At 73.9% G+C, this 16,489-nt stretch carries 14 protein-coding genes; 4 read left to right on the top strand and 10 right to left on the bottom strand.

Annotated elements, in window-relative coordinates; translation table 11 throughout:
- Positions 1 to 72: 72 nt before the first annotated feature.
- The 4 genes from ACQP1N_RS13275 to mraZ form a co-directional block, all read right to left on the bottom strand.
- Positions 73 to 2,307 (bottom strand): peptidoglycan D,D-transpeptidase FtsI family protein, encoded by a 2,235-nt coding sequence (locus ACQP1N_RS13275; protein ID WP_131733003.1) that lies wholly within the window; start codon positions 2,305 to 2,307, stop codon positions 73 to 75.
- Between the two features lie 31 nt (positions 2,308 to 2,338).
- Positions 2,339 to 2,977 carry a hypothetical protein gene (locus tag ACQP1N_RS13270; protein ID WP_433231530.1) on the bottom strand — a complete coding sequence of 213 codons (639 nt, stop codon included), beginning with the start codon at positions 2,975 to 2,977 and terminating at the stop codon, positions 2,339 to 2,341.
- Positions 2,974 to 3,969 carry a 16S rRNA (cytosine(1402)-N(4))-methyltransferase RsmH gene (rsmH, locus tag ACQP1N_RS13265; protein ID WP_433231527.1) on the bottom strand — a complete coding sequence of 332 codons (996 nt, stop codon included), beginning with the start codon at positions 3,967 to 3,969 and terminating at the stop codon, positions 2,974 to 2,976. The genes ACQP1N_RS13270 and rsmH overlap by 4 nt, the downstream gene beginning before the upstream one ends.
- Positions 3,970 to 4,216: 247 nt before the next feature.
- Positions 4,217 to 4,648 (bottom strand): division/cell wall cluster transcriptional repressor MraZ, encoded by a 432-nt coding sequence (gene mraZ / locus ACQP1N_RS13260; protein ID WP_067807848.1) that lies wholly within the window; start codon positions 4,646 to 4,648, stop codon positions 4,217 to 4,219.
- 405 nt (positions 4,649 to 5,053) lie between these two features.
- Between mraZ and ACQP1N_RS13255 the strand changes: the two genes are divergently transcribed.
- The 3 genes from ACQP1N_RS13255 to ACQP1N_RS13245 are packed head-to-tail and all read left to right on the top strand — an operon-like array spanning position 5,054 to position 9,846.
- A complete protein-coding gene (locus ACQP1N_RS13255; protein WP_084263518.1) occupies positions 5,054 to 6,070 on the top strand; it encodes an AAA family ATPase in 1,017 nt (338 codons plus the stop codon).
- Positions 6,071 to 6,073: 3 nt separating this feature from the next.
- On the top strand, positions 6,074 to 7,378 hold the full coding sequence (locus tag ACQP1N_RS13250; protein WP_433231524.1) for a DUF58 domain-containing protein: 1,305 nt from the start codon (positions 6,074 to 6,076) through the stop codon (positions 7,376 to 7,378).
- Positions 7,375 to 9,846 carry a transglutaminaseTgpA domain-containing protein gene (locus ACQP1N_RS13245; protein WP_433231522.1) on the top strand — a complete coding sequence of 824 codons (2,472 nt, stop codon included), beginning with the start codon at positions 7,375 to 7,377 and terminating at the stop codon, positions 9,844 to 9,846. The genes ACQP1N_RS13250 and ACQP1N_RS13245 overlap by 4 nt, the downstream gene beginning before the upstream one ends.
- Positions 9,847 to 9,926: 80 nt before the next feature.
- Here ACQP1N_RS13245 and ACQP1N_RS13240 read toward each other — a convergent pair whose 3' ends face one another.
- The 6 genes from ACQP1N_RS13240 to ACQP1N_RS13215 all read right to left on the bottom strand — a co-directional run bounded on the left by ACQP1N_RS13240 (position 9,927) and on the right by ACQP1N_RS13215 (position 14,821).
- A complete protein-coding gene (locus tag ACQP1N_RS13240; protein WP_067803914.1) occupies positions 9,927 to 10,316 on the bottom strand; it encodes a DUF3040 domain-containing protein in 390 nt (129 codons plus the stop codon).
- Between the two features lie 147 nt (positions 10,317 to 10,463).
- A complete protein-coding gene (locus tag ACQP1N_RS13235) occupies positions 10,464 to 11,729 on the bottom strand; it encodes a DNA polymerase IV (protein WP_433231518.1) in 1,266 nt (421 codons plus the stop codon).
- Between the two features lie 5 nt (positions 11,730 to 11,734).
- A complete protein-coding gene (locus ACQP1N_RS13230; RefSeq protein WP_131732996.1) occupies positions 11,735 to 12,520 on the bottom strand; it encodes a methyltransferase domain-containing protein in 786 nt (261 codons plus the stop codon).
- A gap of 217 nt (positions 12,521 to 12,737) precedes the next feature.
- Entirely contained in the window at positions 12,738 to 13,154 is a 417-nt protein-coding gene (gene nusB, locus ACQP1N_RS13225) for a transcription antitermination factor NusB (RefSeq protein WP_067803892.1), read from the bottom strand.
- Positions 13,154 to 13,711 carry an elongation factor P gene (gene efp, locus ACQP1N_RS13220; protein WP_067803889.1) on the bottom strand — a complete coding sequence of 186 codons (558 nt, stop codon included), beginning with the start codon at positions 13,709 to 13,711 and terminating at the stop codon, positions 13,154 to 13,156. The genes nusB and efp overlap by 1 nt, the downstream gene beginning before the upstream one ends.
- Positions 13,712 to 13,744: 33 nt before the next feature.
- Positions 13,745 to 14,821 (bottom strand): M24 family metallopeptidase, encoded by a 1,077-nt coding sequence (locus ACQP1N_RS13215; RefSeq protein ID WP_433231514.1) that lies wholly within the window; start codon positions 14,819 to 14,821, stop codon positions 13,745 to 13,747.
- A gap of 162 nt (positions 14,822 to 14,983) precedes the next feature.
- On the opposite strand from ACQP1N_RS13215, the gene ACQP1N_RS13210 reads away from it, so the two are divergent.
- The gene (locus tag ACQP1N_RS13210) at positions 14,984 to 16,462 is read left to right on the top strand and encodes a flavin monoamine oxidase family protein (protein ID WP_433231512.1); all 1,479 of its coding nucleotides are present in this window, start codon (positions 14,984 to 14,986) and stop codon (positions 16,460 to 16,462) included.
- Positions 16,463 to 16,489: the final 27 nt, after the last annotated feature.

The following is a 16,489-nucleotide window of genomic DNA, read 5'->3' as shown; positions in this document are numbered from 1 at the left end:
TTCGGTACGAGCGGGCTGGGACTGGTGGGACACGGGTGGTGGACTCACAGGCGAGGAGGGTACTCGCTGCGGTCAGTTTCGGGCGTAGATCTCGGTGGTCGGCGCTCGGCTCCCCGTCGGCGGGATCTTCTCGGACTGCAGGGCGAAGCTCATCACGTCCTTGAAGACCGGAGCGGCCGCATCGCCACCATAGTGGCTGCCCCGCTTGGGGTCCTGCAGGACGACCTGCACGACCAGCCGGGGGTCGTCCGCCGGGGCGAACCCGGCGAACGACGCGGTGTAGCCGCCGCCGTCGTAGCAGCCGCAGCGCGGGTTGACGATCTCGGCGGTGCCGGTCTTGCCCGCGACGCGGTACCCCTTGATCTGGGCCTTGGGCGCGGTGCCCTCGTTCGTGGTGGCGCCCTCCAGCATGTCGCTGATCTGGCGGGCCGTCTGTGCGCTGATGACCTGCCTGCGCTCCGGCGCGGGCGCGGGCGTGAACTTGCCGTTCTCGCCGACCGTGCCCTCGACGAGGGTGGGCGCGACGCGCACGCCGCCGTTGGCGATGGTCGCGTACACGCTCGCCATCTGCACCGCGTTGACCGAGACCGTCTGCCCGAACGCGATCGGGTAGCGGTCGGTGCCCGACCACTGGTGCGGCGGCTTCAGCAGGCCGGGCGTCTCGCCGGGCAGCGGCAGGCCGGTCTTGTGCCCGAAGCCGAATTCGCGCAGCGTCTGGTAGAGCCGCTGGGAGTTGATGCTCTCGCTGGCCATGATGGTGCCGACGTTGCTGGACTTGGCGAGCACCCCGCCGAACGTGAGCCGCTCCGGCGCGTGCGGGTGCGAGTCGTGGAACACGACGTCGTACTTCTTGATCTTGTCGGGGACGGTGTAGGGCGTCCGCGGGGTGACGCCGCCGTGCTCCATGACGGCGGCGGCCGTGACGACCTTGCCGGTGCTGCCCGGCTCGTACGCCTCCTGCACCAGCGGGCTGCCCCACAGGGCGCGGTCGGACTCGGCGTAGCGGTTCGGGTCGAACCCGGGCGCCGAGGCCATCGCGAGGAGCTTGCCGGTGCGCGGGTCCATGACGATGACGCTGCCGCTGTCGGCGCGGGTCGCCCTGACCTGCTGCTCGATCGCCTCCTGCGCCTTGAACTGCAGGTCGCGCTGGAGCGTGAGCCGGACGCCGTGGCCCGGCACGGGGGGACGCCTCTGCTCCTCGCCCATCGGGATGTGCTGGCCCTCCAGGCTGATCTCCACCCGCTGCCAGCCCGGCTGCCCGGCGAGCACGTCGTCCATCGAGCTCTCCAGGCCCGCGGCGCCCTTCCCCGTGTCGTTCACGAAACCTATGACGCTCGCGGCCAGCGAATCGTTGGGATACTCGCGGCGATATTCCGGCAAAGTCCCGATTCCGAGGTAGTTCCACGACGTGATCAGCCGCGCCTGGTCGGGCCGGACGCCGTGCGCCAGGTACACGAACCGGGTGTCGGGCTTGCTGATCTTCTTCATCAGCGTCGCCGGGTTCAGGCCGAGCGTGGAGGCCAGCGCGTTCACGATCTCCTGCCGCTTGCCGGCCTTGATCAGCGACGGGTCGGCGTAGATCGCGCGCGCCTCCACCGTCATCGCCAGCGGGTGGCCCTGCGCGTCGGTGATGTCGCCGCGGACCGCGGGCAGCTTGAACGTCTGCAGCCGCTGTCTCATCGCCTGCTCGGTGTACTTGCCGGACTCGATCGTCTGCAGCTGGACGAGGCGTCCGGCGAACAGCGACAGCACGAACGCGACGGCGAGCAGGCCCATGTTGAGCCGCTTCATCGGGTCGCGGCGGTTGAAGGCCGCGCGGGCGCGCGGCCGGCGGCCGGAGCCGCCGCCGGTGCCCGCCCGCGGCCGGGCGGTACGGGTCGTTCCCGTGCCGCCCTTGGCGGGCGCGCCGCTCCCGGCCCGCGGCTTCTTGCCGGCGCCGGCGGGCGGCTTCTTCCGGGCGGGCTTGCCCGTGGACGCGCCCTTGGGCGCCTGCTTGCGCTGCGCCGCCGTGCGCTCTGTCCCCTTGCGCCCGGCCTGTCCCTTGCGCTGGGTCTCCTTGCGGGGCGTGGTGCCCGTCCCGGTGCGCGCGGGGCGGCGGGGCGCGCCGCCCTTCTTGCCGGGCCGTCCCGCGCCGTCCGCCCTCCCGCCCGGGGAGCGCGGAGTGCCGCCGGTCTGATGCCCGGACGCGCGCGCCGCGCCCGGGCCGCTCTTGTCGTCCCGCCCGGCCGAACCCCGGGAGGCCCGCCCGCCGGCGCGTCGTCTGCCGGGCGAAGGGCCGGTGTTCCCGTCTCCCGGCCGTTTCGTCACCGTGTCTCCCGCTTCCGGGCGCCGCGGCCCGTCACGGCGCCCCGGTCCCGGGCCGGACGTCGTCGCCGGGCACCACGGTGCCGGGGACGCCGACGACGCCCGCGGCACCGGCCGACGCGGCTGCCGCGGGCGGGACGGGACGGATCGCGCCGCCGCTCGCCTGGCCGGTCTCGGGGTTGAAGAAGACCGGGTCCTCGGCCTTCTTCAGGCCGAGCGCCCTGGCCTTCTTCTCCAGGTTCGCCGGGGAGCCCTCCCGCGCGTTCTCCTCCTCGTAGGCCTGGCGCTGCTGTTCGAGCTGCTTGGTGCTCTGCTGGAGCCTGGTCAGCGTGAACGCGTCCCTCGCGAGGACGGTGTTGAGCAGCAGCAGGCTCACCAGGGCGCCGCCGAGCAGCCCGACGACGAGCAGCACGAACGGCGTGCGCGGTGCGGCCCGGCGGGACGCGGCCGGGCGGGACCGGCCCGCCGCCCCCGCGGTCCTCTGCTTCACGCTCTTCTTCGCCGCCGGCTTGGCGGCCGTGCTCTTGGACGGGGCCTTGGGCGCGGGCTTGGGCGCGGGCTTCGCGGCCGCCGCCGCGGCGGTCCGCGGCGTGGCCGTCGTCTTCACGGCGGCGGTGCCCTTCTTCGGCTTCTTCGGCGCCTTGGCCGGCCGGCGCCTGCTCGTCGTCGTCATGTCGCCTCCCGGATCCGCTCCGCGGCGCGCATCCGCACCGATCCGGCCCGTGGGTTGGTCGTGGTCTCCGCGTCGGACGGCAGCTCGGCCCCGCGCGTCAGGAGCCGGAACCTCGGCTCGTGCTCGGGCAGCGGGACGGGCAGGTCCGGCGGGGTGGTGTCGGCCGCCTGGGCGGCGAGGACCCGCTTGGTGATGCGGTCCTCCAGGGAGTGGTAGCTGAGAACGGCGATCCGGCCGCCGACCGGGAGCGCGTCCAGGGCGGCGGGCAGCGCCCGGCGCCAGGCGTCGAGTTCGCCGTTCACCTCGATGCGCAGCGCCTGGAAGGTGCGCTTGGCCGGGTTGCCGCCGGTGCGGCGGGTCGCGGCCGGGATGGAGGTGCGCACGAGGTCGGCGAGCCGGCGGGTGGACTCCAGCGGGGCGCGCTCGCGCTCGCGGACGATGGCCGCCGCGATGCGCTGTGCGAACCGCTCCTCGCCGTACTCGCGCAGGATCCGGGCGAGCTCGGCGGGCGGGTAGCCGTTGACCACCTCGGCGGCGGTGAGCCGCTGGGTGCGGTCCATCCGCATGTCGAGGGGGGCGTCGTAGGAGTAGGCGAAGCCGCGGCCGGTCTCGTCGAGCTGCGGGGACGACACTCCGAGGTCGAACAGGACGGCGTCCACCGCGGGCACGCCGAGCCGGCGCAGCACCGCGGGGATCTCGTCGTAGACGGCGTGCTCCAGCCTCACCCGGTCGCCGAACGGGGCGAGCCGGAGCGCAGAGCGCTCCAGCGCGACGGTGTCGCGGTCGAGGCCGATCAGGCGCAGCCGCGGGACGGCCCGCAGCATCGCCTCGGCGTGGCCTCCCATGCCGAGCGTGGCGTCGAGGTAGACGGGGTCGCGGCCGGTGACGGCCTCCACGGCGGGGACGAGAAGTTCGAGGACGCGGCCGAGCATGACCGGTACGTGGCCGTGGCCCGGCTCCCGGCTCTCGGACGCGTGGTCGTCCACATCCATGCTTCACCCCCTGTACTGCCACCTCGCTCGCGGACTGTGTGGCATCGCCGGACCGGACCGCCCCCCTGCCCCCGCAGGGGGCCTCGCCCGGCCAGGTCCCCATCCGCTGCCCTAGAGGAAGATCACCGCGGTATCCGCGGGGGGTCGCCGTCTGGCACCGGGGAAGCTGCGCCAGCTGGCTTGGAGAGCGGCTGGAGACCTGGCCGAACGTGGGCCACGGCGGTCAACGGACCGGCGAGTCGTCATCTCAGAGGATCCCTGGCAACACCTCCTCCGAGACATCGGAGAACGTCTGCTCCTCCTGCTCCAGGTAGGTCTCCCAGGCCTGGGCGTCCCAGATCTCCAGACGTGTGTTGGCCCCGATGACCGCGCAGTCGCGGGTGAGGCCCGCGTACCTGCGCAACGGCGGAGGAATCGTGACGCGGCCCTGCTTGTCCGGCACCTCGTCGGAGGCGCTGGCGAAGAAGACCCGGCTGTAGCCGCGGACCGCCTTCTCAGTGACCGGCGCGGCGCGCAGAGCCTCGGTAATCCGCTGGAACTCCGCCATGGGGAAGACGTACAGGCAGCGCTCCTGGCCCTTCGTGATCACCAATCCCCCCGACAGCTCCTCGCGGTACTTCGCCGGCAGGAACAGCCGTCCCTTGTCGTCGAGGCGCGGGGAATGGGTGCCGAGGAACACCGGCCCACCTCCCGCGCCGCATGGGGGTGCTCCAGCTCCCCACGGCGCCCCACTCTACTCCACTCTTCCCCACCGTCAACAAGAAAAACACCGTCCACGGGCGAATTCGGCGCCGGAAAGCGCAGGTCAGAGGGGGTGGTGCGGAGTGGGGCCCGGCGGGTGCCGCTCCGCGCGCCGGGCCGCGGCGCGGCGGTCCTGGACGCCCTTCCGGAGCCGGCCGCGGACACTGGATGATCTTGGTGGAGTGAAGTGGGGGCGCGGCGGGACGGCGTTCGACGTCCTTCCCGTGGAGCACAATGGGCTCGCGTTCCCCGCGAACATCACAGTGGGCCTTCCGACGACGTACTGTCGGGTGGAACGGCTGAGGAGGGTTTGGTGGCAGTAGGTACGCACGGTGAGTCGTTCATGGAGACCGACCCCCCGGCATCCCACCCTGCCCGTCGCGGCGCCTCGGGAGGCGAGGGGGCGGGCCGCGGGCTCGACGAACTCGCCCATGTCGCGGACAAGATCCGGGACGCGGTGGAGTCGGTGATCGAGGGCAAGTCCTCGGTGGTCAGGCTCGCGCTCACGGTGCTGCTGGCGGAGGGGCACCTGCTGATCGAGGACGTGCCCGGGGTCGGCAAGACGATGCTCGCCAAGGCGCTCGCGCGCTCGGTCGACTGCTCGGTGCGGCGCGTCCAGTTCACCCCGGACCTGCTGCCCAGCGACATCACCGGGGTCAGCGCCTACAACCAGGAGCTGCGCGAGTTCGAGTTCAAGCCCGGCCCGGTGTTCGCCAACATCGTGGTCGGCGACGAGATCAACCGGGCGTCCCCGAAGACACAGTCGGCGCTGCTGGAATGCATGGAGGAACGCCAGGTCACGGTGGACGGCACCACCTACGCGCTGGAGCCGCCGTTCATGGTGATCTCCACGCAGAACCCGATCGAGATGGAGGGCACCTACCCGCTGCCGGAGGCGCAGCGCGACCGGTTCACCGCCCGCATCTCGATGGGCTACCCCGACCCGGCGGCCGAGCTGGAGATGCTCGACACGCACGGCCAGGCGTCTCCGCTGGACCGGCTCACCCCGGTCGCGCACGCCTCCGACGTCCGCGACCTCATCGAGGTGGTGCGGCAGCAGCACGTCGCGCCGGCGGTGCGGCAGTACGCGATCGACCTGGTCGCCGCCACCCGCAAGCATCCCGAGCTGCGGCTCGGCGCGTCCCCGCGGGCGACCCTGCACCTGGTGCGGGCCGCGCGGGCTTACGCGGCGCTCGACGACCGCGACTACGTCGTCCCCGACGACATCCAGGACCTCGCCGGTCCCGTCCTCGCGCACCGGCTGCTGCCGACCGCGGAGGCGCAGGTGGAGCGGCGGCGGCCCGAGCAGGTCGTGGCCGACCTGGTGAAGCGGCTGCCGGTGCCCTCCCCCGGGAAGTGACCGGTGGGACGCGCGCTGGCCGGCCTCACCACGCGCGGGCGGTCCTTCGTGGCCGCCGGCGTGACCGCGATCGCGTGCGCGATCGTCCTCGGCGAGCGCGACCTGCTGCGGGCCGGGGTGCTCGTGCTGGTGCTGCCGCTGCTGTGCATGCTCGCGGTGTCGCGGACCCGGTACCGGCTGGCGTGCGCGCGGCGGCTGGAGCCGGCGCGGCTGCCGGTCGGCCACGAGACCCGCGTCGACCTGCGGCTGGAGAACGTGTCCCGGCTGCCGAGCGGGCTGCTGATGGTGGAGGACCGGGTCCCCCACGCGCTCGGCGGGCGGGCCCGGTTCGTGCTGGAGCGGATCGAGCCGCACGGTTCCCGCGGGCTCGGCTACCGGATCCGCTCGGACGCGCGCGGGCGGTACCGCGTGGGGCCGCTGACCGTCCGGCTCGCCGACCCGTTCGGGATGGTGGAGCTGGTGCGCTCGTTCAGCCTGTCCGACACGCTCACGGTGACGCCCGCGATCGTCCCGCTGCCGCACAGCCGGCGGGCGGGCGGGTGGTCGGGCGGCGGCGACAGCGTCGCCCGCGCGGTGTCGGCGGCGGGCGAGGACGACGTGGCGCCCCGCGAGTACCGGCACGGCGACGACCTGCGCCGCGTGCACTGGCGGTCCACCGCCCGGCACGGAGAGCTGATGGTGCGCCGGGAGGAGCAGCACTTCCAGAGCAGCGGGACGCTGTTCCTCGACACGCGCTGGGCCTCGCACCGGGGTGAGGGCCCGAGCGGTTCGTTCGAGCAGGCGGTGGCGGCGGCCGCGTCGATCGGCGTGCACCTCGTCCGGACGGGGATGAGCCTGCGCTATGTCACCGACGCCGGCGAGGCGCTTGCGGCCGCGCCGTCGGAGGGGGCGTTCGAGGCGCTGCTGCTCGACACGCTGGCCGTGGCGCGCAGGTCCAAGGGCAGCTCCCTGACGGCGGGGCTGGCCGCGCTGCGCGCCGCCCAGCGCGGGCGGGACGGCGAGGGCCTGGTCATCGCGGTGTTCGGGGCGCTGTCCGGGGACGAGGCCCGCTCGGTGGCGGCGGCGCGGCGCGGCACCGGGACCTGCGTCGCGGTGCTGGTGGGCGGCGGGCCCGCCGGGCGGGCGCCGGCGGACGGCGGCGGCGCGGACGCGGGCTCGGCGCCCGCGCAGCCGGCCGCCGAGACGACCGCGGGACTGCTGCGCGCGGCCGGATGGCGGGTGCTGTCCATCCAGTCCGCCGCGGAGCTCGCCCACGCGTGGACGACGGCCGGCAAGGCCGGCGAGGACTTCGTCAGGGACGGTTCATGAGGATCCGGATGACGGTCATGGCCGGGCTGGCGACGCTCGCCGGCTCCCTCGGCCTCTACCCGCTGTTCGAGAGGGCCGGCTGGTTCTGGGCGGGGTTCGGCGCGGTGCTCGCCGTCGCGGGCGGCGGGCTGCTGGCCCGGCGGCTGCGGCTGCCCGCGCTGCTGAACCCGGTGTTCGGGCTGGCGGCGCTGCTGCTCTACCTCGACCTCGTCTACGCCGCGGGCAAGGCGTGGCTGTGGCTCATCCCGTCGCCGGAGTCGGTGCGCGAGCTGGCCGATCTCGCCGGGGAGGGCTGGCGGGCCGCGAACCGGTACGCGGCGCCGGTCCCGCTCGTCCCCGGGATCACGATGCTGACCGCCACCGGGATCGGGCTGGTCGCCGTCCTGGTCGACCTGCTCGCCGTGCGGCTGCGCCGCACCGCCACCGCCGGGCTGCCGCTGCTCGCCATGTACAGCGTGCCCGCGGCGGTCCGCGAGGACGGCGTGGGCTGGCTGGCGTTCGGCGTGGGCGCGCTCGGCTTCCTCGGCCTGCTGATGGCCGACGCCCGCGAGCGGGTCGGCGGCTGGGGCCGCACGGTCACCGCGCACCGCCGGCCCCCGCAGGTCCCGCTGGCCGGGGCGGACCCGCGTCCCGACGAGGAGATGGTGCGGCCCGACGCGGCTGGGCTGGCGGCGAGCGGCCGGCGGATCGCGATCGGCGCGGTCGCCGTCGCGGTGGTGCTGCCCGCCGCCGTGCCCGGCCTGCAGCCGCGCGGCGCGTTCGGGCTGGGCGGCCGCTCCGGTCAGGGCACGCAGACCGTGACCACCCCGGACCCGCTCGTCAGCCTGAAACGGGAGCTGACCCGGCTGGACGACTCGATCGTCCTCACCTACCAGACCGACGACCCGGAAGGCCCCGACTACCTGCGGCTCTACTCGCTCGACCGGTTCGACGGCGACCGGTGGACCTACAGCCCGCTGAAGAGCAGTTCCAAGGACCGGGTCGCCGGGGGACGGACGCTGCCGCCGCCGCCGGGGCTGTCCATCGCCCGCACGCACGACGTGACGACCACGGTCCGCGTGCGGTCCGAGGTCAAGAACATGACGTTCCTGCCGGTGCCGTACGCGCCGGCCGAGGTGTCGATCAAGGGCGACTGGCGGGTGCACGCCTCGTCGCTGATGGTCTACTCGCTGCGCGACTCCGCGGGCGGGCGCTCCTACACCGTGCGGAGCGTGCGCACGGACCCCTCCACCGGGCAGCTCGCCGCCGCGGGCGGCTACCCCGCCGAGATCGTGTCGCACTACACGGCGGTGCCGAAGAACATCCCGCAGCAGATCCGCAGGCTCGCCGAGCAGATCACCGCCGGGTCGGCGACGGCGCTCACCCAGGCCGTGCGGCTGCAGCGCTGGTTCACCGCCACCGGCGGGTTCACCTACGACCTGTCCGCGCCGGCGCCGCAGCGCGGCAGCGACCTGGTCGACTTCCTGCTGCACAGCAAGCGCGGCTACTGCGAGCAGTTCGCCGCGTCGATGGCGCTGATGGCCCGCATCCTCGGCATCCCCTCCCGGGTGGCGATGGGGTACACGCCGGGCGGCGAGGTCAAGCCGGGCGAGTGGGTCGTCCGGTCGCGGGACGCGCACGCCTGGCCCGAGCTGTTCTTCCCCGGTTCCGGCTGGGTCCGCTTCGAGCCGACCCCGGCGGGCGCGGGCGGGCAGGGCACCGCGGTCGCGCCGCCCTACAGCCGCCCGGCCATCAGCACCGGCGGCGGAACCGGCGGCGAGGTCGCGCCGGAGCCTGCCCCCTCCCCCGGCGGCCCCGCGACGGCCTCCCCCGGTGCGGGCGACCGGCACCGCAACGACGAGGGCGCCGGCGGCACCGTCACCGCGCAAGACGACGCGGAGAGCGGGTTCACCCCGGCGCCCTGGCTGGCGGGCGCGCTCCTGGCACTGCTGCTGATGGGGGTGCCGATGGCGCTGCGGATGGTGACCCGGCGTCGCCGCTGGACCGCACTGGCCTCGGCGCCCGTCCCACCGCCGCCCGGCGCCCGGCGGGACGGGACGCGGGCGGCGCCCGATCCGGCGGGTGCGGCGCACGCGGCGTGGCGGGAGATGCGCGCCGACGCGCTCGACCACGGGCTCGAATGGCGGGCCAGCGACTCTCCGCGTGCGACCGCCCGCCGCCTCGGTGAACTGCTGGAACTGGACACGGCGAGCGCGCAGGCCCTCACCCGCATCGCCCGCGCCGAGGAACTGGCCCGCTACTCCCGGTCCTGCTCGGCGGAGCCGGCCGAGCGGCTGCGCGCCGACGTCAAGACCGTCCGGGCGGGGTTCGCCGCGTCCGTGGGGCGCCGGGCCCGCTGGCGCGCCCGGCTGCTGCCGCCGTCGACGGTGGCGCAGACGCACACCGCGTTCCGCGCCGCCGGGGACCGGGCGCTGGAGGCCACCGCCCGCCTGAGCGAGCTGCCGGCCCGCCTGCGCCGCCGCGGCTAGCAGGGGGTCACGCCCCCGGGATACGCGTTCGTCCCGGCCCGCGATCGATCCGCGGAGCCGGGACGCTCGTCATGCCGGGGTCAGTCGCCTTCGGTGCGGCGGCGCCAGCGCTCTTCCATGCGCTCCATGAATCCCGCCTTGGCGGGACGGGCCGGGCTTCCGCCGCGCGGGGGCTCGTTTCCGATGCCGGTCATCCGCTTCCAGCTCGTCAACGCCCAGACGCAGCACACCACCATCAGCAGGAAACCGGTCACGCTGATCGCGATCGTGACGGTGCCCTCATTGATCACGAGGCCGGCCATCAGGGCGCCGACGCCCACGAGGAACCCGAGGGCGGCCTTGATGATCCGGCGCTTGTAGTGGACCTGGGGGTTGGTCGAGCGAACCGCGTGAGCGAACTTCGGATCCTCGGCGTACAGAGCCGATTCGATCTGTTCGAGCATGCGCTGCTCGTGCTCAGAGAGCGGCACGGCACCTCCCAACGACAGCTCCGCGACCGGTTCTCCGATGCGGGACGCGAACGTCAACGGTGATATGCCCAGAATACGAGCACTGTCGAGCGTGCGGAAGCAAACGGCCCACCGAGGGCCCGGTACCGGTCACCTCACCGCTTTCTTTCATTGTCTTCCGTCCCTGCCGTCACGTCCGTCACCATCCGCCGCACGCCGGACGAGCGCGGCGGGGCGGACCGCACCGTGGCCGAACCGGTGCGCGACCTGGTCCATGGCTCGCTCGGCCTCACGCCAGCCGCGTTCCGGCTCGTCGAAGGCGAGCTGACGGGGGGCCTCGCCGGCGGGGCCCAGGTTCTCCACCCGTACCCCGACCAGACGGAGTGGTACCCGTTCCAGCCCGGCCGCCTCGTACAACTCGCAGGCTGTGACATAGATCACACGAGCGAGGTCGGTCGGCTCGCTCAGCGTGCGCGCCCGGGTGATCGTCTTGAAGTCGGCCATCCGCAGTTTGACGCCGACCGTCCGGCCGGCGTTCCCGCTCTCACGCAGCCGCGCGCCGGTCCTGTCCGCCAGCCGCAGCAGCGAACGGCGGATGACCTCCGGGTCGGAGACGTCGGTGTCGAACGTCTCCTCCGCACCGATGCTCTTGTCCGGGGTGTGCGGGACGACCTCGCGCGGGTCGCGGCCCCAGGCCAGCTCGTGCAGGTGCGCGCCCAACGCGGTGCCCAGCTCGCGTTGCAGCGTGGCCGGCGGCACCTGGGCGAGCTGCCCGACCGTCCGCAGCCCGAGCCGGGTGAGGGTCTGCTCCGTCCGTTCTCCGACACCCCACAGCGACGCGACGGGCAGCGGGTGCAGGAAGCCGACGACGCCGTCGGCGGGCACGACGAGCAGCCCGTCCGGTTTACAGCGGGTCGAGGCGAGCTTGGCGATGAACTTGGTGCTCGCGACGCCGACCGAGCAGGTGATGCCCTGCTGGTCGCGCACCTGCTCGCGGACCATCCGCGCGATCTCGGCGGGCCGGCCGAGCCGCCGCCGGGCGCCCGCCACGTCGAGGAACGCCTCGTCCAGCGACAGGCCCTCCACCAGCGGCGTGATCGATCGGAAGAGCTCGAACACCGCGGCGGACACGCGGGAGTACTTGCCGTGGCTCACCGGCAGCACGATCGCCCGCGGACACAGCCGCCGCGCCCGCGTCATCGGCATCGCCGAGTGCACGCCGAACGCGCGGGCCTCGTAGGAGGCCGCGGACACCACCCCGCGCGGCCCGGCGCCGCCCACGATCACGGGGCGTCCGCGCAGCTCGGGACGTTCGAGCAGCTCGACGCTGACGAAGAACGCGTCCATGTCCACGTGCAGGATGGCGCAGCCGGTGTCGTCGGCGGGCGGCCCCGGCTGCGGACCGGGCCGATGCAACTGCTGCTTGCGGCTCACGGGTACTACCCGGCCGGCTTGTCGGCCACCAGGTGCAGCTGGGCCGCCAGGTCCCGCAGGACGGGGTGGACGGCCGCGACCGACTCCAGCGCGATCAGCGCGTCGGCGGAGTCGGCGTCGCCGTCCAGCAGGCCGCTCGGCACCAGGTCGGTGAAGATCCGTACGCCGTGCAGCTCGGCGACCCGCAGGCCCGCGCCCCGGGCGAGCGCGGTCAGCGTCTCCCGGGTGAAGCGGCGGGGCATCCGGTCGCCCTCGCCCCACCGCCCGGACGGGTCGGTCAGCACCCGCCGGGCATCGTCGAAGTGCCCGGACACGGCGCGGTGCAGCGCGGCGGCGATCTGCCCGGCGGCCAGCACGCTGACCGAGCCGCCCGGGCGGACGGCGCCGGTCAGCGCGGCCATCGCCGCGGCGGGCTCGTCGACGTACTCCAGCACGCTGTGGCACAGCACGAGGTCGGCGGCGTCCGGGCCGAGCAGGTCGGGCAGGTCGGCGGCGTCGCCCTGCATCGCGCGGACCCGCACCCCGGACTCGGCCGCGCGGCGCTCCAGCGCGGCGAGCGCGTCGGGGTTGGCGTCGACCACGGTGACCCGGTGCCCCAGCTCGGCGAGCGGGACCGCGAACCCGCCGGTGCCGCCGCCGACGTCCACGACGTCGCTCGGGCCGGCCTCGGGGGCGATGCGGGCGAGAACGGTGCGCAGGGCATCCCACAGGACCGCGTTGCGCACCCGGGCGCCGCCTCGCACCCGCTTCTGCTGCCGGCCCGTCACGGCCACTCCCCTAACGTCGTTCATTCCCGAAGAGCTTATTGCAGTTCCCGGCGCCGGAGGGCCTTGGCGGCCCTCCGGCGCCGGGAACCGCGTGCGATCGCCGCACCGCTCCGGCTCCCCTGGCGGCCTGCTGCACGATCGGCTTCCCGCGGGCTCGGCACCGCCTTCGAACGCGATCGCCGACGTTGAGGTCGTCACTGCGCCGGCTGAGGTGGCCGCAGTGGCGGGTGCCGCTCGGCATTTACAGGACGAGGGAGGGCTTCAGCTGCTGGAGGCGCGACAGCAGGCCGTTGACGAAGCGCGGCGACTCGTCGGTGGACAGTTCGGCCGCCAGCCCGACCGCCTCACTGACCGCGACGGCGTCCGGGACGTCGTCGACCCACAGCAGCTCGAACGCGCCCATCCGCAGGATGTTGCGGTCGACGGCGGGCATCCGCTCCAGCGTCCACCCGGTCGCGTAGGTGGCGATCAGCTCGTCGATGCGTTCCCGGTGCTCCTGGACGCCCTCGATCAGCCGGACGGCATGCGGGAACTCGGCCAGCTCGTCCTGGTTGGGACGGCCCCGCGCCGCGAGCACCGCCGCCGGCTCCTCCTCCCGCAGCTCCGCCGCGAAGAGGATGTCGAGGGCGAGTTTGCGCGCCTTGGTGCGAGCGGCCATCAGGCCCGGCCGAGGTACTCGCCGGAGCGGGTGTCGACCTTGACCTTCTCGCCGGTGGTGATGAACAGCGGAACCTGGATCTGCGCGCCGGTCTCCACGGTGGCGGGCTTGCTGCCGCCGGTGGAGCGGTCGCCCTGCAGGCCCGGCTCGGTCTCGGTGATCTCCAGCACGACGGCCGCGGGCAGCTCGACGTACAGCGGCGTCTCGTTGTTGAACGCGATCACGGCGTTCTGCTCGGGGAGCAGGTAGTTCGCCGCGTCGCCGACGACGGCCTCCGGGATGTGCGGCTGGTCGTAGGTCTCGGTGTCCATGAAGACGAAGTCCTCGCCCTCGCGGTAGAGGTACTGCATCTCCCGCTTGTCGACGCTCGCCACCTCGACCTTGGTGCCGGCGTTGAAGGTCTTGTCGACGACCTTCCCGGACAGCACGTTCTTGAGCTTGGTGCGGACGAACGCGCCGCCCTTGCCGGGCTTGACGTGCTGGAACTCCAGGACGGTCCACAGCTGGCCGTCGAGGTTCAGCGTCATGCCGTTCTTCAGGTCGTTCGTCGTCGCCACTGCGTTGTTCTCCCAGTCGTGGGCCCCGCGCGTCTACAGGACGAGCAGGTCCTTGGTCGTCGTGGTGAGGAGCTCCGGGCCGTCCGCGCGGACCACGAACGTGTCCTCGATGCGGACGCCGCCCCGGCCGGTGAGGTAGACCCCGGGCTCCGCTGTGATCGGAACTCGATCCACCAGTTTACCGGTTTGGTCGTACCCCATGAGCGGCGCTTCGTGGATCTCCAGGCCGACCCCGTGCCCGAGCCCGTGGGTGAACGCGTCGCCGTGCCCGGCGGCGGTGATGATGTCGCGGGCGGCGGCGTCGACGTCCTTGACGTCCGCGCCGGGGACGGCCGCGTCGACTGCGGCGCGCTGCGCCCGGTGGACGAGGTCGTAGACGTCGCGCTGCCAGCCGGCGGGCTCGCCGATCGCGACGGTGCGGGTCATGTCGGCGTGGTAGCCGCTGTACAGGGCGCCGAAGTCCATGGTGACGAGGTCGCCCGCCTGGAATTCGCGTCCACCGGGGTGGTGGTGCGGGACGGCGCCGTTCGGGCCGGACGCGACGATCGTCTCGAACGCGGTGCCCTCGGCGCCGAAGTCCACCATGGCCCGTTCGAGCGCGACCGCGACGGCCCGCTCGGTGACGCCCGCGCGGATCTCGGGGAGGACGGCCTCGAAGGCGCGGTCGGTGATCGCGCACGCCTCGCGCAGCAGCGCGATCTCCTCCTCGTCCTTGACCCTGCGCAGGTCCTCCACGAGGTGGCCGAGCGGCATCAGCTCGGCCTCCGTGTCCGCGAGGAGGGCCGTGTGCTGTTCGACGGTGAGGTCGTGGGCCTCGAAGCCGAGCCGGCCGTGGCCGCCCGCGGCGGCCCGCGCCACCAGCGCCGTCGCGACCTTCCGATCGACGACGAGGGGCAGTTCCGGGCAGACCTCGGCGGCCGTTCCCGCGTACCGGCCGTCGGTCGCGAGCACGGCCGGGCCGTCGGCCGGGATGAGCAGCGCGGCCCGCGAGCTGTCGAGGCCGGTCAGGTAGCGGACGTTCACGAGCCGCGTGACCAGCAGCGCGTCGGCGTCGCCGGCGGCGACGAGCGCGGCCAGCCTGCGGCGCCGCGCGAAGTGCGTCTCCCCCATACTCCAGGACTCTAGATCATCGCCCGGCAGGGCGCGGTGGCGGCCGTCTCGACGCGGTCACGAAACATGAAGAACCCTCGACTTATACCTGAGGGTCGGCCTACCGTGACCGACCGTGTGACTCTTCCGTCCCCGCATGGACTTCCCCCGGGAGGGATCCCCTTGACCCGAGTCAGCCGCCGCAGACTGCTCGGCACGGGCGCGCTCACCGCCGCCGGAGCGGCCGTCTCCGCCGCCGCGGCACCGTCCGCCGCCGCCCGCACCGCGCCCCTCAGCACCGACGTGGTGATCGTCGGGGCCGGTCTGGCCGGCCTGACCGCCGCCCGCGACCTGGTCGCCGCCGGCCGGTCCGTGCTCGTCCTGGAGGCACGGGAGCGGCCCGGCGGACGCGTGTACGGCCTGCCGCTCGGCGACGGCACCACCAGCGAGGGCGGCGCCGAGTTCATCGGCCCGACGCAGGACCGCATCGCCGCGCTCGCCAAGGACATGGGCGTCGCGACCTTCGCCACCTACAACGAGGGCAAGAACGTCTACTACCGCGACGGCAAGCGGTCCCTGTACGCGACCGACGGCGTCCTCGGCGCCGTCCCGCCGGACTGGGGCGTCCTCGACCTGGAGGTCGCGCTGCTCAAGCTCGGCGACATGATCAAGGAGGTGCCGGCCGGCGAGCCGTGGAAGGCGGCGAAGGCCGAGGAGTGGGACGCCCAGACGTTCCACACCTGGTCGCGGTCCAACGCGCTGAGCGGCGGCGCGCGGTTCCTGATGGACGCGTTCGCCTCCGCGACGCTGTCGGTGCGCTCGCAGGAGATCTCGCTGCTGTACCTGCTGAACTACGCGGCCTCGGCGGGCAACGAGAGCACCCCGGGGACGATCGACCGGCTGATCGGCACCAGGGGCGGCGCGCAGGAGTCCCGGTTCGCCGGCGGCTCGCAGGAGGTGCCGGTCCGGCTGGCGGCGAAGCTGGGCGACATCGTCCGCTACGACGCGCCGGTGCGGTCCATCGTGACCGGGTCCGGCGGCGTCACCGTCACCGCGGACGGGCTCACGGTGTCGGCGAAGCGGGTCGTGGTCGCGATGTCCCCGGCCGTCGCCGGGAGGATCGACTACTCGCCGGCCCTGCCCGCGAGCCGGGCGCAGCTGATGCAGCGCTACCCGATGGGCTCGATCGCCAAGTTCGTCGCCGTCTACGACACCCCGTTCTGGCGGGCGGACGGCCTGACCGGGCAGGCGATCGCCGACAGCGGCGCGATCGACGCGACATTCGACAACAGCCCGCCGGACGGGTCGCGCGGCATCCTGATGGGCTTCATGAACCAGGCCAACGTCCGCGGGCTGGACGGCGCGTCCGCGGACCGGGTGCGGGCCGCGGGCCTCGACTCGTTCACCAGGCTGTTCGGCGACAGGGCCGCCCTCCCGAAGATCACGGCGTTCCAGCGCTGGGACAACGAGACATGGAGCGGCGGCGGGCCGGTCGGGGTCGCCCCGCCCGGCGTCCTCACCGCGTTCGGCCCCGCGCTGCGCGCGCCGTGCGGGCCGATCCACTGGGCGGGCACCGAGACGTCCGGCTACTGGACGGGGTACATGGACGGCGCCGTCCGCTCCGGCGAACGCGTCGCCAGGGAGGTCGACGCCGCCCTCTGACAGCGGGCCGGCCGCCCGCTCCGGCCG

This window comes from Actinomadura formosensis (assembly GCF_050948385.1).
GTDB lineage: Bacteria > Actinomycetota > Actinomycetes > Streptosporangiales > Streptosporangiaceae > Spirillospora > Spirillospora formosensis.
The sequence above is the reverse complement of the archived record's forward strand: the minus strand, read 5'-3'. Positions and strand labels throughout refer to the sequence as shown.